The sequence below is a fragment of the Pseudazoarcus sp. NS36 genome, assembly GCF_059703705.1.
In genome coordinates this window covers 361,073-383,310 of record NZ_BAAKJA010000001.1, presented here as the reverse complement: position 1 = coordinate 383,310, position 22,238 = coordinate 361,073, and the positions used below count along the sequence as shown (strand labels likewise).

Sequence of the window (22,238 nt, the reverse complement as noted above, 5' to 3'; positions counted from 1 at the left end):
GTATTTTCGTAACATGTTCCGCGTCGCGGAAGAGGACTTCGCGCGGATTTTTCTTATGCTTCACGGGTGGGTGTTTCACAAGTCATGCCGATGCATTCCTGATTCCGGAATGCGGTATTGCCTTATGGCAATTTTCTAATGTGCTCTGGAGGCTGCCCGAATGATGCCTATTTCATTTGAGGGACAGGGAGCAGGCCCATGTGCCGTGCGCTTCGTGAAGGTCCGGGTTGCGGCGTTGTGGCTGGCACTTGCGACCGTCCTGACGTGCTTCGGCGGTGATGCGTCTGCGGTGGCCCTGCAGGGGGCGACCGATGCGCGCGGTGCCGTGATGCGGGCCACCGATGCCCTCTCGGCATCGGTTCCTCCGCTGGGTGGTGCGGCCTCAACCGCGCTCATTGCGCCGGATTCTTTCCAGTCTGCGGCCAGTCCGGGGCGTTGGGAGAGCGAGTTTCTGCCGCGGACAGCTGCCGACCGCGACCTCGGCCTTGCAGGCTTGGACGCATCCGACCCGGTACTCATGGCGCGTTACGACGCGCCGGAGCCGCTGGCCCTGATGCGGGATGCGCCGGGGCGGGCCTTCATGGATCAGCTTGGCAGTGCTTCGCGCGTGGTGGCCAGCCGGCAGCCGGATGTGTATGCGATGTTGTTTGCAGCGCTATTACTGGTCGTGCTGATGGCCCGGCAGCGAATGAGCGCAGCTGAATGAAGCCGCGTTCATTCGAGGATTCATTTCATTTCAGTGAAAACCGTGGTGAATGGAATTGGCTTTCTTTTGGTTTCAAACGGTAGCACCCGATCGATCAATTGAGTCAATTGTGAATGCTAAGGTGCGAGCCTGATTGTTTGTGCAAGTGCACAAATTCATTGCACCGAAGAGGCGTGTCCCATGCAGTCTGTTCTTCACCTGGAGCGATTTTGTGTGCTCGGCATGGCCGTCGTGCTGGCCGGGTGCGGCGGCGACGCCGAGAGCCCGAATCCGGTTGTGGCGGCAAAGGTCAATAACGCCGAGATCAGCGTTCATCAGGTGCAGAAGATGCTCGAACCGCAGCAGCAGACCGGGGCGCAGTCGGGCGGGCCGGAAGATGCGGTGGCGCTGGAGCGGCTGATCGATCAGGAGTTGATCGTCCAGAAGGCCCGGCAGCGCCATCTGGAGCGGGATCCCGATGTCGCTCGCGAGCTGGAGGCGTCCAGGCGCGAGATTCTGGTACGGGCGTATCTCGATCGCGTTGTGGGTGCGGCGGCGCGTCCGTCGGAAGACGAGATTCGCGCCTTCTATGAGGCCAACCCGGCCTTGTTCGAGCGGCGCCGGATCTACGAACTGCAGCAGATCGCCGTGCAGATGGATGAGCCGAATCGGGAGGCTCTGCAGGCGGTGGTGTCCGGGGCACGTAGCGTCGAAGACGTCCTGAGCTGGCTCCGCGACCGAGGCCTGGAATTCCGGAGCGCGAACGTGGTGCGTGCTGCCGAGCAGTTGCCGATCGACAGCCTCGAAGGTTTTTCCGGTATGCGCAGCGGGGATCTGGTGCTGCTGCCCGCGCCGAGCGGTGCGCAGTTGATCCACCTCGTCAGCGCCCGCAACGAGCCCATGGATCTCGCTGCCGCACGGCCCCTCATCGAGGACTACCTGATGAACGACCGGAGGGTCGAGGCGGCGCGTGCCGAACTCGCCCGTCTGCGCAGTGCCGCGCGTATCCGCTATGGCGATGACTTCATTCAGGAGGCCGGCGGCCCGGGTGGAGAAGAAGTGGCCGCCGCGGTTCCAAAGGCTTCTGTCGGCGACGACCCCGTGGCGAACGAGCCGATCAAGGCCGCCTTCGAGCGCGGGGTTGCGGGGCTGAAGTGAGCCACCCCGCACTGGTGTATTCCCGACCGCCCGGTGGCGCGCGCCGGCGGTTTCCTAGATTCAATCATTCGAGGCTGGAAAACATGAATGCAAGTTCCTTTTACCGTCCGATCCTGGCGCTCCTGTTTGCCGCGTTCGTCTCGTCAGCCGCATGGGCCGACGGGCCGGAATACGTGTTGAGTCCGGGCGATGTCGTGCGCATCACGGTGTTCCAGAACCCGGATCTGACGACCGAGGCGCGGGTTTCGGAATCGGGCACGCTGACCTTCCCGCTGCTCGGCTCGGTGCGCGTCGGCGGGAAGTCGGTGTCGGGGGCCGAAGCCATCATCGCCGCGCGCTTGCGCGACGGCGGCTTTGTGCTCAAACCCCACGTCAACATCCTGCCCATCGAGATGCGCGGCAATCAGGTGGTCGTGCTGGGGCAGGTGGAGCGGCCGGGCCGTTATCCGCTGGAGACCTTCAATCAGCGACTCGCCGACCTGGTGGCGGCAGCCGGCGGGGTTGCCGAGCACGGCTCCGGGCAGGTGGTCCTCAGCGGGGTGCGCGACGGCAAGCCGGTGCGGATCGAGGTTGATCTGGCTTCGATCTTCGAGGAGGGCGGGCACACCCGCAATCTGCCGCTGGTCGGCGGCGACATGATCTACGTCGAACGCGCGCCGGTGTTCTACATCTACGGCGAGGTCCAGAGCCCCGGCGCCTTCCGGCTAGAGCGCGACATGAGCGTCATCCAGGCGCTGGCGACCGGCGGAGGCCTGACCGCGCGCGGGACGATGCGGGGGCTGCGGGTTCATCGTCGCGGCGCAGACGGCGAACTGAAGATCATCGAGCCGGGGCTAGACGATCTGCTGCAGCCCAACGATGTCGTGCATCTGCGCGAAAGCCTGTTCTGATCGGGGGGCGATAGCATGTCCATTCCCCAGCTCATCTCGATCCTGCGCGCCCGCATGTGGATCATCGTGGCCGTCGCGTCGCTGGTTGTCGTCAGTGCGCTGGTGGTCAGTCTGGTGCTGCCGCCGAAGTACACCGCCTCGACGGCCGTGATCATCGACACCAAGTCCGTCGATCCGGTCGGCGGCGCCTTGCTGCCAAGCCAGATGGCACCCGGCTACCTGGCGACGCAGGTCGACATCATTCGTTCCGACCGGGTTGCCCAGCGCGTGGTGGAGCGCACGCGCATGCATGAGCTGCCGGCGGTGCAGGACCAGTGGCTTGAGGCAACCGAGGGCGAAGGGGCGATCGAGACCTGGCTGGCGAAAGCCTTGAAGAGCCAGATCGAGGTCATTCCGTCGCGCGACAGCAGCGTCGTCACCATTGCGTATTCGGGCCGCGATCCGGGCTTTGTCGCGATGATCGCCAACGCCTTCGCGCAGGCCTATATCGACACGACGCTCGAACTCAAGGTCGAGCCGGCGCGGCAGTACGCCGCCTGGTTTGACGAGCGCACGCAGAGCTTGCGCAACGATCTCGAGCAGGCCCAGCGCCGCCTTTCGGAGTATGAGCAGCAACACGGCATCGTCGCGACGGCCGGGCGGCTGGACCTGGAGACGGCGCGGCTGGTGGAGTTGTCCACGCAGCTCGTGGCGGCGCAGGGGCAGGGCGCGGACAGCCGTTCGCGGCAGAGCCAGGCCGACGCCGGAGACGCGCTGCCCGAGGTGATGCAGAACCCGCTGATCGCCAATCTCAAGGGCGAGCTCGCCAAGAAGGAAGCCGAACGACAGCAGCTGGCCGGCCGGGTTGGCCCCAACCACCCCGAACTGGGCAGAAGCAACGCCGAGATCGCTTCCATGCGTCAGCGGCTGTCCGAAGAGATCCAGCGCATCGCGCGTTCGCTCGACACCACGACGCTGATCAGTTCTGCGAACGAGGCCGAGATCGCGGCGGCGGTGCAGGAACAGCACGCCCGGGTGCTCGAGCTGAAATCCCATCGGGACCAGATTGCCGTGCTGCAACGCGATGTCGAGAGTGCCCAGCGCACGCATGACCTGGTGGCGCAGCGTCTGGCCTACACCAATCTCGAAAGCCAGAGCCAGCAGACCAACGTGTCGGTGCTCACCGGGGCGACGGCGCCGATGCATGCCTCCGGGCCGCGCAAGCTGATCGTGCTCGCGCTGGCCGGCATCGTCGGCGGGCTGCTCGGCATCGCAGCGGCGCTGCTGCTCGAGTTTCGCGATCCGCGGGTGCGTCGGCCGGAGGATCTGCCGGCGATCTCCGGTGCGCCGCTGCTTGGCGTAATTCCAGATCCGGCAACCGCGTGAGGTCAATGCCATGAATGCTCCCAATACTCTGCCCATGGCCGGGCGTTCGATCGGGGCAATCCTGATCGACGCCGGGCGCCTGAAGCCGGAGGACGCCGAACGGATTCTGCGGGTGCAGCGTGACCAGGGTCTGCGCTTCGGTGATGCCGCCATCCAGATCGGTCTGCTGGCGGACGCCGACATCAAGTTCGCCCTGTCGCGACAGTTCGATTACCCCTATCTGCAGCCCGGCGAGAGCAGGGTGGCGCCATCGGTGGTCGCTGCCTATCAGCCCTTTTCGCCCAAGGTCGAAGCCCTGCGGGCACTGCGCAGTCAGCTCATGTTGCGCTGGTTCCGCGAAGCGGCCACGCCGAACACGCTGGCCATCGTCAGCCCCGAAGCAGGGGAAGGGCGCTCCTGGCTGGCCGCCAATCTCGCGGTGGTCTTCTCGCAGCTGGGTGAACGCACGCTGCTGATCGACGCCGATCTGCGCAACCCGAGTCAGCACCGGCTGTTCGGGCTGGACGAGCACGCCGGCCTGTCCTCGATTCTGTCCGGTCGCGCCAACCAGACCGTCGTGCAGCGCATTCCCGAGCTGGTGGACTTGTCGGTGCTCCCCGCCGGTGCCGTGCCCCCCAACCCGCAGGAACTGCTGTCGCGCCCGCAGTTGCAGCGTCTGCTTGGCGATTTCGTCACGGCCTACGACGTGATCCTGATCGATACGCCTGCGGCCTCGCGCTTTGCCGACATGCAGACCGTGGCGGCGCTGGCCGGCGGGGGCGTCATGGTGGCGCAGCAGGACGTGAGCCGGGCCGGCGCCTTGCGCGCGTGTGCCGAAGCCTTGCGCGCGGCGAACGCGCGGCTGGTCGGCACGGTGATGAACCCACATCGCTAGGCTTCCGGGGCGTCCCCGGCCACACAGGTGTTCAAGCGAAAGGCGGATGAGTACGACATGTTGATCAGCGTTTACATGCCCACCAAGAACCGGGCGGAGATGGTGGAAGCCGCGATCGAATCGGTACTGAGGCAGACCTATGCCCAGTTCGAGCTGATCGTGGTCAATGACGGTTCGGAAGACCACACGGCCAGCGTGCTGAGCAATGCGTGTGCGCGTGATGCGCGCATCCGGGTGATCCACAACCGGAAGTCGGTCGGCGGTGCCGCCGCGCGCAATCTCGCGATCATGGACGCGCAAGGCGATTTCGTCACCGGGCTGGACGACGACGACGTGTTCACGCCCAATCGCCTCGAGGTCTTCGTCGAGGAATGGCAGGCCCATGTCCTCACCTTCAGCGAGCTGCCGTCCTGCCTGTACTCCCAGCTCAATGTCGTCGAGTTCGGGAAGATCACCCAGCGGACCCAGAAGCCCGAAATCGCGCGTTTCGAGGACATGTTTGGCGGGAACGTCGTCGGCAACCAGATCTTCGCGCCGAGAAAGCACTTCATCGAAGCCGGCCTGTTCAACCCGGATCTGCCCGCGTGGCAGGACCTGGAGTTCTTCATGCGCGTGCTCAAGGTGTTCGGGCCGGGCCGGCTGGTGGACAAGGCGACCTACAACTTCGAGAACTCGCCCAGGCAGGACCGCATTTCGCAGAAGAGCGAAGAGAACCTGCGCGAGGCGTTCGAGATTGTGCGGGACGCCCATGCGAGAGATGACCGCAGGCTGACGCAGCTGCTCTACCTGCAGCTCTTCGCCAGGCTGTACGGCATACGCCCGACGGCAAGGGATTACCTGGAGTTTCTCCGCCTCGGGGTGTGGCTGCCGGGCCTGCTGCGCATGACCCGCGCCAGCGTTGGCTAAACGGTGGCCGAGGAAGCTGAAGGTTCAATGATTTTTTACGGAGTTTGCCGTCGCAACTGCGGGATCACGTGCATGGCGGCGATGTCGTGGATGCAGTCGGCCCGCCCGGTGCGAAGCGGAGACGCAGAATGAGCGCAGCAGAAAGTATCCGACCCCATGTGCCGCCACGGATCGTGGTGTTGCAGTCCTTGCGGCCCCCCACGCGCAACGACAACCCCTATGTAAAGCAGTTGATCCGCTCGATCGAGCCGCATGCGGAGGTCGAGTTCTTCTCGTGGGGCAAGGCGCTCTTCGGGCGGTATGACGTCTTTCACGTGCATTGGCCCGAGTTCCTGCTGCGCGAGCAGGGCCGCAACCGGTTTGTGCAATACCTGCTGTTCCTTACCTTCGTGCTGCGCCTGAAAGTGTCGGGAAGGCCTGCGGTCCGGACCCTGCACAACCTTGAGCCGCATGAGGGGGTCGGTGCGCTGGAGCGCCGCCTGCTGCAGATGCTGGACGCCTGCACCAAGGTCTGGGTCCGCATCAACGAGACGACGCCAGCGCGTCTGCCGCAGACGGCAACCATCCTGCACGGGCACTACCGTGACTGGTTTGCCGGATTCGACGTGCCGCCGAGTGAGCCGGGGCGTCTGCTGTACTTTGGCTTGATCCGTCCCTACAAGGGCATCGAGACGCTGCTGGGCTGTTTCGACGGCGCGGCGTCGGCCTCCGTAGCACAGATTTCGCTGCGCATTGTCGGACAGCCGTCCACAGCGGCCTTGCGCAGCCAGATCGAGGCCGCCTGCGCGGCGGACGCACGGGTGGGCGCCTTGCTCGAATATGTCGACGACGCGACGCTGGCCTGCGAGATCGGCCAGGCCGAGCTGGTCGTGCTGCCCTTCCGCCAGATGCACAACTCGGGCTCGCTGCTGCTGGCGCTGTCGCTGAACCGGCCGGTCCTCGTGCCGCGCAATGAGGCCAATACCGCGCTGGCCGAGGAGGTCGGGCCGGACTGGATCCATCTGTACGACGGCGAGCTGAGCGAAGCGACGCTGCACTCGGCGCTTGAGCGGGTACGCAGCACCGGGCGCACGCCAGCGCCGGATCTTTCGCGGAGGGACTGGGCGCAGGCCGGGGCCAGCCATTGCCAGGCCTACATCGCTGCGCTGCGCGGCTATGCGGTGGGTGGCGCATGAGCACGCCGGCAAGCCCGGACAGCGGGGTCGTCATGCCCGAGCGCAAGCCTCTGGGGCGTCTGGCGGCACGCGGCGCGCTGGTCACGATGGGCGGGCAAGGCTGCAAGATCCTGCTGCAGTTCGGCGGGATCATCATTCTGGCGCGCCTGCTCTCGCCCAGTGACTACGGCCTGTTGGCCATGGTCGTGGCTGTGGTCGGCATCGGTGAGGTGCTGCGCGACTTCGGCCTGTCCTCAGCGTCCATCCAGGCCACCAGCGTGTCCGAGGCGCAACGCAGCAACCTGTTCTGGATCAACAGCGTCATCGGGCTGGCACTGGCCTGCGCCGTGGTGGCGGCGGCGCCGTGGATCGCCGTCTTCTACGATCAGCCTCTGCTCGAACCGATCGCCCAGGCGCTGGCCGTCACGTTTTTCCTGAACGGTCTGGCCACCCAGTTTCGTGCCCAGCTCAACCGCGACATGCGCTTCGGGCGCCTCGCCGCCGCCGAGATTACCGGTCAGGCCGTCGGGCTCGTCGCCGGCGTGGTGCTCGCCCTCCGTGGCTACGGATACTGGGCGCTGGTTGCCCAGCAGCTGAGTCACGCCCTGATGCTGCTGGTCTGTTTTGCCGTGCTCTCCGGCTTCCGGCCCGGCCTGCCGCGCCGCTGCGCCGGCATGGGCGCGTTTCTGCGCTATGGCTCGAACCTGATGCTCACGCAGTTGATCGCCTATCTGAGCCGCAACGTCGATGCCCTGATCATCGGCCAGCGTTTCGGCGCGGAAGCGCTCGGTCTGTACAACCGCGCCTATCAGATCCTGATGTTGCCGCTGAACCAGATCAACGCACCGGCCACCACCATTGCACTGCCGGTGCTGTCGCGTCTGCAGACCGATGTCTCTCGCTACGACAACTTCCTGCTGCATGGTCAGGCGGCCCTGCTGCATCTGGTCGTGGCCGTGTTCGCGTTTGCCTGCGCGCAGGCCGAGCCGCTGATCCTGCTCGTGCTCGGCCCCCAGTGGGCCGGCGCGGTGCCGATCTTTCAGATACTCGCAATCGGCGGAGCTTTCCAGGCGGCGAGCTACGCCACCTATTGGGTGTTCCTGTCGAAGGGGCTGACCGGTTCCCAGTTGCACTACGTGATGCTGACGCGGCTGTTGCTCATCACGGCCATCCTCGTCGGTTCGCGTTGGGGCGTATTCGGCGTGGCCGTGGCCTACTCCGCCAGCCTGGGCCTCAAGTGGCTGGCGGGCTTGTACTGGCTGCGCCATTCGGGCGCGCCGGTGGGCGGCATGCTGCGCAACGGCTTGCTGTTGCTGGTGGGCTATGGCGTCTGCGGGGCGGTGTCGGTGCTGGTGAGCGCGCAGTTCGCACTGCCGTTGCCGGGGCAGCTTGCGGTCGGGGTGGCGGGCATGCTCGCTGCCTTCGGTGTGCTGTGCGCCGTCTGGCCGGCGTTCCGTCAAAGCGTGGTGGCGGTGCTGCGCAGCCGCTCGCTGCTGCGCTAGGGGATGCGCATGTGGACGCGACACGGGAGCGCTAACGGAGGCGCGACGAGCATCGGCGGCGTGCCCGCGCGCCTGGCCGACATGCTGCCGCTGGCCACCTGCCTCGCGGTGGCCGTGCTGGTGGGGGCGGCGATTCCGGCCTACAGCCAGGCCATGGGCGATAGCCTGTCCCGGCTGCTGGTGTTGCCGGCCGCGCTGGCGTTGCTGTTCCTGCTGATCTTCAACCGCTTTCTGCTGCTGACGCTGATCCTGCTGTTCCGCGCATCGGGCGATGTGGTGTTCGAAACCACGCGCTTTGCGGTCGGTGGCTACGCCATCGGCGTCGGCGGATTGATCAATGCCTGCGTGTGCCTCATCGCGGCGCTGATCGTCCTGCAGCACAAGGACCGCATCAACTGGCCCGGCGTGAAGATCTGGCTGCCGTTCCTGTGCGTGTTCTTTGCCGGCGTGGCCTATTCGCCGACGCCGGGGGATGCGATCCGGCTGGCGCTGGCGATCTGCTCCTATTTCGCGGTCTTCATGGCGGCCTACTTCTATGTCCAGTCCGCCGACGACCTGAGCAAGTGCTTCCGGCTCGTGCTGTGGTCGTCCGTGATTCCGGTGCTGTACGCCTTTGTCGATCTCGCACTGAATCAGGGGGCGATGGGCCTGCATGGCCTGCGCCTGAAGAGCACTTTCACCCACCCGAACATCTTCGCGTTCTACCTGATCCTGGTCATCGCGGTGGTGCTCTACGCCGTGAAGTCCGAGCGCTTCAAGGTGACGCCCGTCATGCGCAACGCCCTGTGGGCGTACATGTTGCTGCTTGCCGGCTTGCTGCTGATGACCAAGACGCGCAGCGCCTGGGTCGCCTGCTTTGCGATGTTCGTGCTGTATGCGCTGATCTTCGAGCGGCGCTACCTCATCTATCTGACGCTGGCCGCGCTGGCCGCGTTGTGCGTGCCGTCCGTGCAGGAGCGCCTGCTTGACCTTGGCGCGAGCAATCCCTTCGACCCCTATGCGCGGCTCAATTCCTTTGCCTGGCGTCAGCTCATATGGGAAGACGGCCTGCGCTGGATGGAGTCGCTGCGCTACGCATTTGGCTATGGCGTGGGCGCTTTCACGCACTACTCGCCGAGCTTCTTCTCGATGTCCGGGGGCACGCGCTTCGGCGCCCACAACGTGTACGTCCAGCTGTTCTTCGATCTCGGAATCGTGGGCCTGGTCGCCTATCTGGCGCTGTTGTGGGGGCTGTTGCGGACCATCTTCCGCGTGGCGGAAGAGGACCGGCTGGGCGCCTTCGTCGCGTCGGCGCTGATCGTGCAGTACGCCATCATTTCTGGCTCCGACAACATGCTCAGTTACCTCGCATACAACTGGTACGTGTGGTTCATCGCGGGGGCTGCGGTTGCGGTGGTGGCAAGAAGGGCGCAGGTGGTTGAAACGGCGGCCACGCACGCTCGGCCGGCACAGCTTGTTCAGCATTAAAGGAGGTGAGGGTCGCATGCTTGTTTCAAGGCTCAGGCGTTCCGGCTTTGTTCCGGGAGGTGATTTCATGCGGGGTACGCGCCACTGGCTGATGCTGGCGCTGGTCGCCGGCGCGGTGTCTGTCGTCCAGGCGGCAGAGGACGAATTCGGCAGTGCTTCCCGGCCGTTCTCGAAGGCGTCGCCGTGGAACAGCAAGCCGGTCAATCCGCGCTTCGGGAGCTTCGTCATTCCGCCGTCCGACTACTTCCCCGCGGTTGCCGAGGGCAAGTGGTCCACCGGCGTGTTCGAAGCCGGTCCGTCCGATCCCCCGGTGACCGTGCAGGGGCTGCCCAATACCAAGGGGCTGTGGCAGCCCGACGCGGAGACCCACGGCAACGTGACGCTTCCGCACTGGCCGGAGGGCGTGGAGCCGGCATCCGGCGCGGACGGCCATGCAGACATCGTCGATCCGGTGGCGGGCATCGTCCATTCCTTCTGGAAGCTGCGGTGGCGCGACGGCGGATGGGTGGCTGCGCAGTACGCGTGGACGCGCCTCGACGGCAGGGGCTGGGGGGATCCCGCCCACTATTTCCAGGGCGCGCGGGCGGCCGCTGTTCCGACCATGGCAGGGCTGATCCGCAAGCACGAGGTCAATGACGGCGAGAGCATGTATCACCACGCGCTCGCCATGTCGCTGACCTTCAATGGCCTCGCGTCCGAGCCGGCCTATGTCTTTCCGGCCACGTCCGCTGACCACGATGCCGGGAAGAACAGCGGCGAGATTCCGCAAGGCGCGCTGCTGATGCTGCCGCCCGGCTTCGACCTCCAGACCATCCGCACACCGGCGGTGCGCAAGATTGCCGCAACGCTGATGGAGTACGGCGCCTACGTGGTCGACCGCAATCACGGCACGCCGTACGTCATCTATGTGGAAAACGGGGCGGGCTTCAACCTGCACCGCGGCGGCTGGAATTCGGTGGCGGCGAACGATCTGGAGCGCATCCGCATCGGCCTGCGTCAGGTCGTGGCCACGGACGGATGGATCGACGGCGAGGGCCGCGGCTACGAGCGTGACATGCGCTTCAACCTGTTGTCGATGCGCGGCCCGTGGAGCGTGCCCAAGGGCGGTCGTGCCGGCGTTTTCGACAGCTGGCAGCAAGCCGTGGTGTTCCCGCCCGGAGCGGGCCGCGTCGAGCAGACCAATGCCAGCGGACGCAGCATGCAGCCCGTGAGCTGGGCCGTGCCCGAGGCCGGGGCGGCCTATCAGGTGCGCGCCCGCAACACCGGAGGCGGGCTGTTCCGCTTGCGTCTGGTGAGACCTGACGATGGCCAAACGATCTTCGACAGCGGGCCGCTGGCCGATGAGGAGACGGCAGATCTGATCTGGCCGCAGGGCCTGGTCCGGCCTGTGCTGCATGCCATCAGCGGTGAGGCCGGCGAATCGTCGGTGGCCGGTGAGCTGGTGCATGTGGACTAGGGTGCAGAGGCACGACATGGACACCGCGAACCCGCAACGCAGGGTCAGCGAGGAATCGCCCTGGCAGGCCGACCTGCGCCGCTGTGGACAACGCAGGCCCTTCCTCAAGGAACAGTCGATCTGGGCGCTCGCCGTGTACCGCTTTGGACGCTACGTGGAAGGGCGGCCCGAGGGCTGGCGACGCAGGGGGCTGACCGCGGTGTACTGGGCGGCCCAGCGTGTGGTCGAGACCGTCACCGGCATCGGCCTGCCCAAGTCTGCGGTGATCGGCCCGGGCCTGCGCATCTGGCACTTCGGCGGGATATTTCTCCACCCGGAGGTCGTGATGGGTTCGAACTGCACGCTGCGTCAGGGCGTGACCATCGGCAATCGCTACGAGGACGGCCCGGCTCCGGTCATCGGCAACAACGTCGAATTCGGCGCCTATGCCCAGGTGCTGGGCGGTGTCCGGATCGGGAACAACTGCCGCATCGGCGCACTGTCGGTGGTGCTGTGCGATGTGCCGGACGGCGCAACCGCGGTCGGTTCGCCGGCGCGAATCATTCGGGGTGAAACATGATGAATGAACGGGTGCCGCTGCGGCCGCAGGCGGCGATGCGCGTCGCGTATCTGGTGAATCAGTACCCCAAGGTCAGCCACAGCTTCATCCGCAGGGAAATTCTCGCGCTGGAGCAGCAGGGGATCGAGGTGCTGCGCCTGTCGGTACGGGGGTGGGGCGAGGTGCTCGTCGATCCCGAGGACGTGCAGGAGCAGACGAAAACGGCTTACGTGCTGAAGGACGGCGCGCGCGGGCTGGTCAGGGCCTTGCTGCAGCGCCTGATCCGCCATCCGCGCCGTTTTGCGCAGGCGCTCAGGCAGGCGCTGTCGATGGGCTGGCGGGCGGACCGCGCCTTGCCCTTTCATCTGATCTATCTGGCCGAAGCCTGCCAGGTGGCGACGTGGCTTGAAGAGGCCGAGGTGCAGCACCTGCACGCGCATTTCGGCACGAACTCGGCCGAAGTGGCGCTGCTCGCGGGCCTGCTGGCCGGCATTCCGTTCAGCTTCACGGTGCATGGGCCGGAGGAGTTCGACAAGCCATGCTTCATCCGGCTGGGCGAGAAGATCCAGCGGGCGGCCTTCGTGGTCGCGATCACCTCGTTCTGCCGGAGCCAGCTTTTCAGATGGGTTGGCGCGGAGCACTGGCACAAGGTGGCGGTGGTGCATTGCGGCCTTGAGCGTGCGTTTCACGAGGTGCCGCATGTGCCGATCCCGGCGCGCCCGCGTCTGGTCTGCGTCGGCCGGCTGTGCGAGCAGAAGGGCCAGATGCTGCTGATCGAAGCGGCGGCCGTGCTGGCGCGTGACGGCGTGGATTTCGAGCTGGTGCTCGCCGGGGATGGCGAAATGCGGCCGCAGATCGAGGCGCAGATTGCCGCGGGCGGGTTGCACGACAAGGTCAGGATCACCGGCTGGATCAGCAGCGCACAGGTGCGCGACGAGCTGCTGGATGCGCGCGCGCTGGTGCTGCCGAGCTTCGGCGAGGGCCTGCCGATCGTGATCATGGAGGCCATGGCCTTGCGGCGGCCGGTGCTGACGACCTACATCGCCGGCATTCCCGAGCTGGTCCACGCAGGCGAGCACGGCTGGCTGTTTCCGGCCGGCGATGAAGCCGAACTGGTGCGTGCGATGCGTGCCTGCCTCGAAGCACCGCGGGAGCAGCTCGAAGAGATGGGCGAACGGGCACGCCAACGCGTGCTGGCCCGGCACGACATCGAGCGCGAGTCCGCCAGGCTGGCGGCGCTGATGCGTGGCCCGGCCAGCGCTGTTGTCGGGGAGGCGTGCTCGTGATGCTGTTGGTCGAAGCGCTGCTGTACCTTGCGGCCGGCGTGTTGCTGATCCCGGTGTCCGTACTGCTGTTGCAGATCGTCTGCGCGCTGCCGCGCCGTGCCGCGGTCGCAACGGCGGTCGGTTCGCGCCCGAACGCCGTGGTGCTTATCCCGGCCCACAACGAAGCCGCGGGCTTGCCGGCCACGCTGCGCGCGCTCGCGCCGCAGCTGCAGGCTGGGGACCGGCTGCTGGTGGTCGCCGACAACTGCACGGATGACACCGCTGCGGTGGCGCGCAATGCCGGCGCAGAGGTGATCGAGCGCAGTGACGCAGTGTTGCGCGGCAAGGGCTATGCGCTTGATTTCGGGGTGCGCCATCTCGCCACAGAGCCGCCCGAGACCGTCGTGATCGTCGACGCCGACTGCATCGTGCTGCCCGGTGCGCTGGATCGCATCGTTCGCCTGAGCGGTGCAACCGGGCGTCCGGTGCAGGCCCTGTATCTGATGAAGACGCCGCCCGGGGGGCGCCGCTTTGCGCGCATCGCCGAATTCGCCTGGGTGGTGAGAAACCTTGCGCGCCCGCTCGGTTTCCTGCGCCTGGGCTGCCCCTGCCAGCTGACAGGCAGCGGCATGGCGTTTCCGTGGGCGTGCATTGCCAACGCGCAGCTCGCGACCGGCCACATCGTCGAGGACATGCAGATGGGCGTGGATCTGGCGCGTGCTGGTGCGGCGCCGCTGTTCTGCCCGGAAGCCGTGGTGGAGAGCGTATTCCCGGCCAACCGTGAGGGCACCGACAGCCAGCGCAAGCGCTGGGAGCATGGCCATCTAGGCATGATCGCGACGGCCGTGCCGAGCATGCTCGTTGAAGGCGTGACCCGACGTCGTCCCGCCGTTCTGGCACTCGCGCTCGACCTGTGCGTGCCACCGCTGGCCTTGCTTGTGATGCTTGTCGCTGCCGTATTCCTGGCCGCCGGGTTGGTGACGCTGGTCGGGGTTTCGTATGGGCCTTTCCTGTTCTCGACGCTGGTACTGGCCATGCTGGTGCTGGCGGTGGGGCTCGCCTGGATGCGCTTCGGGCGCGAGATCGTGGGGTTCTCAACGCTGGTGCTGGCCGTGGGCTATGCCTTGCGCAAGCTGCCGCTGTACGCGGCCTTTCTGGTGCGCCGCCAGGTCACCTGGGTCAGGTCGAAGAGGGATGCCGAACATGCTGATTGAAACGCTTCCGGAACGTCCGCCGACGTCCCGCCAACTGGACCGCCCGGTGCACTGGCTGCTCGGTCTGCCGTTTGACGCCGTCACGCTGGACGAGGCGGTGCACCGTATCGCGGTGGCGGTGAAGGAGCGCACACCGCTCTTTCTGTCGACGCCCAACCTCAACTTCCTGATTGCCAGCCAGCGCGACCCGGCCTTTCAGCGCTCGGTGCTCAACAGCGACCTCTCGGTGGCCGACGGCATGCCGATCCTGTGGATTGCGCGATTGCTTGGCATCTCCCTGCCCGAGAGGGTGGCCGGCTCGGACATCTTCGAGGCGCTGATGCGCGGGGAGGCCGGCCCGATCAAGGTCTTCCTGTTCGGAGGGGAAGAGGGCGTTGCCGAGCGGGCAGCGGCCAACATCAACGCAGCTGGCGGCGCCGTGCAGTGTGTGGGCCACCATTGCCCGGGCTTCGGCAGCATCGACGAGATGAGCGCGCCGGAGGTCATCGAACACATCAACGCCTGCGAGCCTGACTTCGTGCTCGTTGCGCTGGGGGCGGCCAAGGGCCAGGCGTGGATCGAGCACAACCGGTCGCGGTTGTCCGCGCCGGTGATCAGTCACCTCGGTGCCGTCATCAATTTTGCGGCCGGCACGGTCAGCCGGGCGCCGCGATGGATGCAGAAGACCGGTCTGGAATGGCTGTGGCGTATCAAGGAAGAGCCGAAGCTGGCGCAGCGTTACATGAAAGACGGCATGGCGCTGCTGCGGCTGGGCTTTGGCAATGTGCTGCCGCTGATGCTGCTGAACCGGCGGGCGCGCGCGGCTGCCTTGCAGTCCTGCTCGACCCTGCTCGAAGAGTCTGCGGGGCAGCTCACCGTGGAAATCAGCGGCCACTGGGGCTGCTCGGCCCGGGCGGGTCTGGTGAGGGCGCTCGGGGGCGTCGATCAGCGCGGCGTTTCGTGCCAGATCAGCATCGAGAAGCTCGACAGCGTGGATGCCTCATTGCTCGGGCTGATCTACCTGATGAAGCACGGCGCGGCGGCGCCGCAGATCCGGGTGCACGACACGATCCGGCGCTGGAACTGGTACCGCCTGAACAAGGCGGAAGCGCTTGTCGACGTGATGTAGGCCATGGCATTTCAGACGGAAACGGGGGCGCAGGAAGCGAGGGGCGGAAAGCAGCGGGGGCGTGCAGGCAGGGTCGTGGTGCTGGCGGTGCTGATGATCCTGTCGCTGGAGTTCGCACTGCAGGTCAGATCGCATTTCCGCAACGGCCAGAGTGTGTTCAATCTGCTTACCGACCAGACGCGCTATGTGTTCAATTCGGCCATGGGGGTCAAGACGCTGCGTCCCAGCAGTAGTCTGGCCGGCTCGAACATCACGATCGACACCAACAGCTTCGGCCTGCGCAGCCCCGAGATTGCGCTGGAGCGGCAACCGCGCAGCTTCCGGATGGCGGTGGTGGGCGCGTCGTCCGTGATGGGCGAGATGGCGGCTTCCAACGACGCGACCTTCTCGTACATCCTGGAGCGCAAGCTGAGGTCGGATTTCCCCGATGCGCGGATCGACGTGATCAATGCCGGCATCTCGGGGCATCGTCTGGCGGATCAGCGACGCATGATCGAGTTTGCCGTGCTCGATCACGATCCGGATCTGATCGTGATGTATTCCGGTTTCAACGATTTTGCCGACTACTGCCGTAGTGGTCCGGCGAAGCGCATGAGTCAGGGGCTGCCGGCCTTGAAGCTGCCCGATTGGGTGCTCAGCATCGACGCGATCAAGCGTCACACGCGCTTCCTGCGCCCGCCCGCGCAAAGCGCCGAGATCCTGCCGCCCGAACAGGTGGACCTCGACCGCTACCGCAGCGAGCTCGAACAGATCGCGGATCTGGCGCAGGCCCGGGGCGTCTCACTGGTCTTGCTCACCAACGCCAAGGCCTATGGCCGTGCCCATCCGCCCGAGGAGCAGATGCGTCTGGCGGGCAACCAGCTGCGCTTCACGCCGTGCTTCGATCTGGCCGGCATGCTGGACCTGTACGACATCCACAACGATGCGATCCGCCAGGCCGGCGACCGGCACGGTTTCATGGTGTTCGATCTGTCCGCCGTGTTGCCCGAAGACCCGCGGTATTTCGTGGACGCCACGCACTTCACCGTGGAAGGCGAGGAACGGGTCGCGCAGCATCTGCGCGATTTTCTGATCGCCAATGATCTCGTGGTGTTCAGGGAGTAGCGCATGTCATTCCAGTCGCTGCATTTCTTCGCCTTCCTGACCGCCGTGATCCTGCTCAATCACTGGCTGGCGGGGCGTGCCGACGCCCGCAAGAACATGTTGTTGTTTGCCAGCTACTACTTCTACATGTGCTGGGATTGGCGCTTTGCGCTGCTGTTGCTGTTCGTCACGCTCGTGAATTTTGTGGCCGGCGCCGGGATTGCCGCGGCGCGTCGGCCGGGCGGGCGCAAGCTCTGGCTGGGTGTCGCCCTGACGGGATCGCTGGGGGTGCTGGCGTACTTCAAGTACGCCAATTTCTTCATCGAGAGTGTGGCGGGATTTGCACGCTCACTCGGCTTCGAGGCCGACGTGCAGTTGCTGCAGATCGTGCTGCCGATCGGCATTTCCTTCTTCACCTTCCAGAGTCTGACCTATCCGCTGGACATCTACCGCGAGAAGCAGCAGCCGACGCGCAGCCTGCGTGACTTTGCGCTGTTCGTCGCGTTCTTCCCGACGCTGCTGTCGGGGCCCATCACCCGCGCCAACCAGTTCCTGCCGCAGCTGACACGTCCCTTCGTGCCGAGCGACGCCTCGTATCGCGAAGGCTTTCTGTTGATGGTCCGCGGCTTTGTGAAGAAGGTCGCCTTTGCCGACGTGCTGGCGGTTCAGCTGGTGAACCCGGCGTTTGCCGCTCCCGGCGAACATTCCACGCTGTTCCTGGTACTCGCCGTATATGCCTACAGCTTTCAGATCTACATGGATCTTTCCGGCTACACCGACATCGCGCGGGGCGCGGCGAGGATGCTTGGCTTCGATCTGGTCGAGAACTTCAACCGGCCGTACCTGGCTACCAGCGTGTCGAATTTCTGGCAGCGCTGGCATATCTCGATGTCGAGCTTCTTCCGCGACTATCTGTACTTTGGGGTGGGCGGTTCACGTCACGGCAATGTTTACCTGAACCTGTACATCACCTTCATTGCCATCGGATTCTGGCACGGCGCGGGCTGGAACTTCCTGCTGTACGGTTTCCTGCACGGATCGCTGGTCGCCTTCGAGCGGTGGCTGCGCACGCGACGGGCTGCCAGCCGGCACGCCGATACCGCCACCGTTTATCCGGTGTGGGCGCATGTGCTGCTGATCGTGGCAGTGTTTCACTTTGTGGCCTTCTCGCGGGTGCTGTTCAGGGCGCCGGATCTGGAGCAGGCAGGTCAGTATCTGCTGAGCATCCTGACGAGCCCCGCGGTGGCGGGGGCATTGCCGACGCTCGGGTTGGCGGCACTGGCCGTTGCGGCACTGCTGCATCTGCTGCCTCGGGGGTTGTACCCGGCCTGCGCGGAGCGCTTCATGGGCCTGCCCGTGCCGGCCCAGGCGGGGATGCTGGTGGCGACCTTTTACGGGCTGGTGGCCGTGTCGCCGGGGGTTTCGGGTTTCATCTATTTTCAATTCTGAGGGCGCAGATCATTCTGGCGTTGCACTCGTTTCGTATGGTGTGTCGAGCGGTGAAGCGCAGGGTTTGTCCGGCGGCGCGCACGTAATTTCTGACCTGTTGATGGTGATATGAAAATTTCGGTGATTGGTTCCGGCTATGTCGGTCTGGTGTCGGGCGCGTGTCTTGCCGACATGGGTAATGACGTGTTGTGCGTGGATGTGGACCCGCAGAAGATCCGCATCCTCGAGGAAGGCGGCATTCCCATTCACGAGCCCGGGTTGCTCGCGGTAGTGCGCCGCAACGTCGAGGCCGGGCGCCTATCCTTCACCACCGATGTGGAGAAGGGGGCGCTGCACGGCACCATCCAGTTCATTGCGGTGGGTACGCCGCCCGACGAGGACGGCTCGGCCGACCTGCAGTATGTGGTGGCCGCCGCGCGCGGCATCGGCCGGCATATGGATGGTTACCGGGTGATCGTCGACAAGTCGACGGTGCCCGTCGGGACCGCCGATCGCGTGCAGGCAGCGGTTGCGGAGGAACTTGCGGCTCGCGGCAGCGAGGCGGCCTTCAGTGTCGTGTCGAATCCCGAGTTCCTGAAGGAAGGGGCGGCGATCGAGGATTTCATGCGCCCTGACCGCATCGTCGTCGGCGCCGACGACGAACGTGCAATCGGCTTGATGCGCGAGCTCTACGCGCCGTTCCAGCGCAGTCACGAGCGTCTGGTGTTCATGGATGTGCGCTCGGCCGAGCTGACCAAGTACGCCGCCAACGCGATGCTCGCGACGCGCATCAGCTTCATGAACGAGCTGGCCAATCTGGCCGAAGTGCTCGGCGCCGACATCGAGCTGGTGAGGCAAGGTATCGGCAGCGATCCGCGCATCGGCCGGCACTTCCTGTACGCAGGCTGCGGTTACGGCGGTTCGTGCTTTCCGAAGGACGTGAAGGCCCTGATCCGGACGGCCAGCGAACACGGGCAGGACCTGCAGGTCCTGCAGGCCGTGGAGCGTGCCAACGAGCGACAGAAGTGCGTGCTCATCGACAAGATCGTGGCGCGCTTCGGCGAAGATCTGTCGGGCCGCTGTTTCGCACTGTGGGGGCTGGCTTTCAAGCCCGATACCGACGACATGCGGGATGCGCCGAGTCGCGTACTCATTGCCGAGCTGTTCAAGCGCGGCGCCACGGTATCGGCTTACGATCCGGTCGCCATGCAGGAGAGCGAGCGGATCTTCGGGGATGAACCGCGGCTGAAGTACGGCGGGCGACCGAAAAGTGTGCTCGACGACGCCGATGCATTGGTCATTGCGACGGAATGGAAGGAATTCCGCAGCCCTGACTTCGATGCGATCAAGAGCCGCTTGAAGCACCCCGTGATCTTCGACGGACGGAACATGTACGACCCTGCGCAGCTTCGCGCACAGGGCATCGAATACTACGCAATAGGCAGAGGCAGAACATGATCAGCGTCCGAAACGTCATCCTCTCGGGAGGGTCGGGTACCCGGCTGTGGCCGGCCTCGCGGGAGTCCTATCCAAAACAGTTGCTGCCGCTCACCGGGGAGAACTCGCTGCTGCAGGAGACTGCGCTGCGACTCGTCGGGCTGGAAGGGGCTGTGGTTGATCCGCGCCCGTTGGTGGTCAGCAACGAGGCGTGCCGTTTTCTGGTGGCGGAGCAGCTGCGTCAGATCGGCATCCGCTCGCCGCAGATCGTGCTCGAACCCGAAGGGAGAAACACGGCGCCTGCGTTGGCGTTGGCGGCTTTGGCGGCCATGCTCGATGGGGACGATCCGGTCTTGCTGGTAATGCCTGCCGACCATGTGGTTTCGGACCTTGCGGCCTTCCGCCAGGCCATCGCCGTGGGCGTGGCCGAGGCCGACGCCGGCAAGTTGGTGACCTTTGGAATCGTCCCGGACCGGCCCGAAACGGGCTATGGCTATATCCGGGCGGGGCGTGATGAAGCCGCAAGCAGCGCCAGGGCGCTTGAGGAATTCGTCGAGAAGCCCGATGCGACAACGGCCGCGCGCTACGTCGCGAGCGGCGAGTACTTCTGGAACAGCGGCATCTTCATGATGCGGGCATCGGTGTGGCTGCAGGCGCTGACGCACTTTCGCTCCGATATTGCGGACGCCTGCCGCGAGGCCTTCGCGCAGCGTCAGGTCGACGCCGACTTCCTGCGCGTGGGGGCGGCCGCATTTGCCGCCTGCCCGTCGGATTCGATCGACTACGCGGTGATGGAAAAGCTCGGCTCCGCCCCGGAGGTGGGGCAGGGCGTGGTCGTCCCGCTGGAGGCCGGCTGGTCCGACGTCGGAGCCTGGGATTCGCTGTGGGCGGTGTCCGACAAGGATGCCGACGGCAATGCCGCCCGCGGCGAGGTCATGCTCGAAGCCAGCCGCAATACCTTGGTGCATGCCGGCCACCGGCTGGTGGCCGCGCTGGGCTGCGAAGACATGGTGATCGTCGAAACCGCCGATGCGGTGATGGTCGCGCGCAAGGATTGCACGCAGGACGTGAAGAAGCTCGTGGAGCGGCTTAAGGCCGAAGGCCGGCAGCTGACGCAGACCCATCGCAAGGTCTATCGCCCATGGGGCTGGTACGACTCCATCGACTTCGGCGAGCGCTTCCAGGTCAAGCGCATCGTCGTCAATCCGTGCGCGTCGCTGAGTCTGCAGATGCACCACCACCGGGCCGAACACTGGATCGTGGTCAAGGGTACGGCCGAGGTGACCTGCGGTGAGCGCGTATTCCTGCTGGGCGAGAACGAGTCGACCTACATCCCGCTGGGGCAAACCCACCGTCTCGCCAACCCCGGCAAGGTGCCGCTGGAGCTGATCGAGGTGCAGTCGGGCGGCTATCTGGGCGAGGACGACATTGTCCGCTTCGAGGATACCTACGGACGTGTGGCCGGCTGAGCAGGCTTAACGGGGCCCGCCGTCCGGCGGAGTCTCTTGGACATCCGGCGCGTGCCTGCACCGGGTGAGAACGCATTTTTGAGTGTGATTGCGCGAGCGCGCGAGGGAGATTGAATATGGCGAAGGGAATGATTCTGGCTGCGGGACAGGGAACGCGTGTCAGACCGCTCACAAAGAACATGCCCAAGCCGATGGTGCCCATCCTCGGAAAACCGGTGCTGGAGTATCTGATCGAGCATCTCGAGCGCTACGGCATCCGCGAGATCATGATCAACGTGGCCTACAACCACTACAAGATCGAGAACTACTTCGGCGATGGCCACCGTTGGGGCGTGGATATCGGCTACTCCTACGAAGGCGTGCGCGACCACGGCGAGATCGTGCCGAAGCCGCTGGGCTCGGCCGGGGGCATGCGCAAGATCCAGGACTTCGGCGGTTTCTTTGACGAGACCACGCTGGTGATCTGCGGGGACGCCATCATAGACCTCGACATCCGCGCTGCGCTCGACGAACACCACATGAAGAAGGCCATGGCCAGTGTCGTGACGCTGGAGGTGCCGCGCGATCAGGTCAGCAACTACGGCATCGTCGTGACCGACGCAAAGGGGCGGGTCTGCTCGTTCCAGGAAAAGCCCAAGCCCGAGGAGGCGAAATCCACCCTCGCGAGTACCGGCATCTATCTGCTCGAACCGGAAGTGCTCGACCTCATCCCCTCGGGAGAAGTCTTCGATATCGGCAGCCAGCTGTTTCCGTTGCTGGTCGAAAAGGAGCTGCCGTTCTACGCCCAGACGCGCTTCTTCAACTGGATCGACATCGGGCGGCTGTCCGACTACTGGGCCGTGCTGCAGCGCGTGTTGCGTGGCGAAGTGGCGCAGATGGACATGCCCGGCAAGGAGGTCAAGCCGGGCGTGCGGCAGGGGCTGAATACCTCGATCGATTGGGACAGCGTGCAGGTGGTGGGGCCGGTCTACATTGGCTCCAACGTGCGCATCGAGCCTGGCGTGTCGGTGATCGGGCCGACCTGGATCGGGCACGGCAGCCACCTGCGCGCGGGCTCCAGGGTGGAGCAGAGCATCCTGTTCGAGCACACCCGCGTGGGTGAGGGGCAGGTCTTCAAGGAGAAGATCCTCTCGCCGCAGTACTGCGTGGATCGTTCCGGCAAGACGCTGTACGTCGGCGACGACAACACCGCCTTGCGCTGGGGGGATGCGCGCGGCTGAGGCCTGCGCCGGGCGGCTC

At 65.5% G+C, this 22,238-nt stretch carries 19 protein-coding genes; all 19 read left to right on the top strand.

The genetic code is table 11. From position 1 onward, the window contains the following. Positions 1-205: 205 nt before the first annotated feature. The 19 genes from AC6H0R_RS01815 to AC6H0R_RS01725 all read left to right on the top strand — a co-directional run bounded on the left by AC6H0R_RS01815 (position 206) and on the right by AC6H0R_RS01725 (position 22,219). A complete protein-coding gene (locus tag AC6H0R_RS01815; protein ID WP_497579625.1) occupies positions 206-706 on the top strand; it encodes a hypothetical protein in 501 nt (166 codons plus the stop codon). A 222-nt stretch (positions 707-928) separates the two neighbouring features. Further along, a complete protein-coding gene (locus AC6H0R_RS01810; RefSeq protein ID WP_497579624.1) occupies positions 929-1,843 on the top strand; it encodes an EpsD family peptidyl-prolyl cis-trans isomerase in 915 nt (304 codons plus the stop codon). 83 nt (positions 1,844-1,926) lie between these two features. Further along, entirely contained in the window at positions 1,927-2,733 is an 807-nt protein-coding gene (gene epsE / locus AC6H0R_RS01805) for a polysaccharide export protein EpsE (RefSeq protein ID WP_497579623.1), read from the top strand. A gap of 15 nt (positions 2,734-2,748) precedes the next feature. Beyond that, complete coding sequence (epsF, locus tag AC6H0R_RS01800) at positions 2,749-4,098, top strand: chain length determinant protein EpsF (protein ID WP_497579622.1); 1,350 nt, start codon at positions 2,749-2,751, stop codon at positions 4,096-4,098. Positions 4,099-4,108: 10 nt separating this feature from the next. Beyond that, positions 4,109-4,972 carry a chain length determinant protein tyrosine kinase EpsG gene (epsG, locus tag AC6H0R_RS01795; protein WP_497579621.1) on the top strand — a complete coding sequence of 288 codons (864 nt, stop codon included), beginning with the start codon at positions 4,109-4,111 and terminating at the stop codon, positions 4,970-4,972. A gap of 57 nt (positions 4,973-5,029) precedes the next feature. Beyond that, positions 5,030-5,878, top strand: a complete 849-nt coding sequence (locus AC6H0R_RS01790) for a glycosyltransferase family 2 protein (protein WP_497579620.1) — start codon at positions 5,030-5,032, stop codon at positions 5,876-5,878. 128 nt (positions 5,879-6,006) lie between these two features. Next, positions 6,007-7,053, top strand: coding sequence for a glycosyltransferase family protein (locus AC6H0R_RS01785; protein WP_497579619.1), 1,047 nt, complete (start codon positions 6,007-6,009; stop codon positions 7,051-7,053). Further along, positions 7,050-8,534: a lipopolysaccharide biosynthesis protein gene (locus AC6H0R_RS01780; protein ID WP_497579618.1), complete on the top strand. Its 1,485-nt coding sequence runs from the start codon at positions 7,050-7,052 to the stop codon at positions 8,532-8,534. Before AC6H0R_RS01785 ends, AC6H0R_RS01780 begins: the two co-directional genes overlap by 4 nt. Before the next feature lie 9 nt (positions 8,535-8,543). Next, on the top strand, positions 8,544-10,001 hold the full coding sequence (locus tag AC6H0R_RS01775; protein ID WP_497579617.1) for an O-antigen ligase family protein: 1,458 nt from the start codon (positions 8,544-8,546) through the stop codon (positions 9,999-10,001). 67 nt (positions 10,002-10,068) lie between these two features. Continuing rightward, positions 10,069-11,457, top strand: a complete 1,389-nt coding sequence (locus AC6H0R_RS01770) for an Atrophin-1 multi-domain protein (RefSeq protein WP_497579616.1) — start codon at positions 10,069-10,071, stop codon at positions 11,455-11,457. A 16-nt stretch (positions 11,458-11,473) separates the two neighbouring features. After that, complete coding sequence (locus AC6H0R_RS01765) at positions 11,474-12,016, top strand: serine O-acetyltransferase (RefSeq protein ID WP_497579615.1); 543 nt, start codon at positions 11,474-11,476, stop codon at positions 12,014-12,016. After that, positions 12,013-13,281: a glycosyltransferase family 4 protein gene (locus AC6H0R_RS01760; protein ID WP_497579614.1), complete on the top strand. Its 1,269-nt coding sequence runs from the start codon at positions 12,013-12,015 to the stop codon at positions 13,279-13,281. Before AC6H0R_RS01765 ends, AC6H0R_RS01760 begins: the two co-directional genes overlap by 4 nt. Beyond that, entirely contained in the window at positions 13,281-14,474 is a 1,194-nt protein-coding gene (locus tag AC6H0R_RS01755) for a glycosyltransferase family 2 protein (RefSeq protein WP_497579866.1), read from the top strand. The genes AC6H0R_RS01760 and AC6H0R_RS01755 overlap by 1 nt, the downstream gene beginning before the upstream one ends. Further along, complete coding sequence (locus AC6H0R_RS01750) at positions 14,464-15,582, top strand: WecB/TagA/CpsF family glycosyltransferase (RefSeq protein WP_497579613.1); 1,119 nt, start codon at positions 14,464-14,466, stop codon at positions 15,580-15,582. Before AC6H0R_RS01755 ends, AC6H0R_RS01750 begins: the two co-directional genes overlap by 11 nt. A gap of 3 nt (positions 15,583-15,585) precedes the next feature. Continuing rightward, positions 15,586-16,686: an SGNH/GDSL hydrolase family protein gene (locus AC6H0R_RS01745; protein WP_497579612.1), complete on the top strand. Its 1,101-nt coding sequence runs from the start codon at positions 15,586-15,588 to the stop codon at positions 16,684-16,686. A gap of 3 nt (positions 16,687-16,689) precedes the next feature. Then, positions 16,690-18,114 (top strand): MBOAT family O-acyltransferase, encoded by a 1,425-nt coding sequence (locus AC6H0R_RS01740; RefSeq protein ID WP_497579611.1) that lies wholly within the window; start codon positions 16,690-16,692, stop codon positions 18,112-18,114. Positions 18,115-18,222: 108 nt separating this feature from the next. Further along, positions 18,223-19,551 carry a UDP-glucose dehydrogenase family protein gene (locus AC6H0R_RS01735; protein ID WP_497579610.1) on the top strand — a complete coding sequence of 443 codons (1,329 nt, stop codon included), beginning with the start codon at positions 18,223-18,225 and terminating at the stop codon, positions 19,549-19,551. Beyond that, positions 19,548-20,999, top strand: coding sequence for a mannose-1-phosphate guanylyltransferase/mannose-6-phosphate isomerase (locus tag AC6H0R_RS01730; protein WP_497579609.1), 1,452 nt, complete (start codon positions 19,548-19,550; stop codon positions 20,997-20,999). Before AC6H0R_RS01735 ends, AC6H0R_RS01730 begins: the two co-directional genes overlap by 4 nt. Positions 21,000-21,115: 116 nt before the next feature. After that, positions 21,116-22,219, top strand: coding sequence for a nucleotidyltransferase family protein (locus tag AC6H0R_RS01725; protein WP_497579608.1), 1,104 nt, complete (start codon positions 21,116-21,118; stop codon positions 22,217-22,219). Positions 22,220-22,238: the final 19 nt, after the last annotated feature.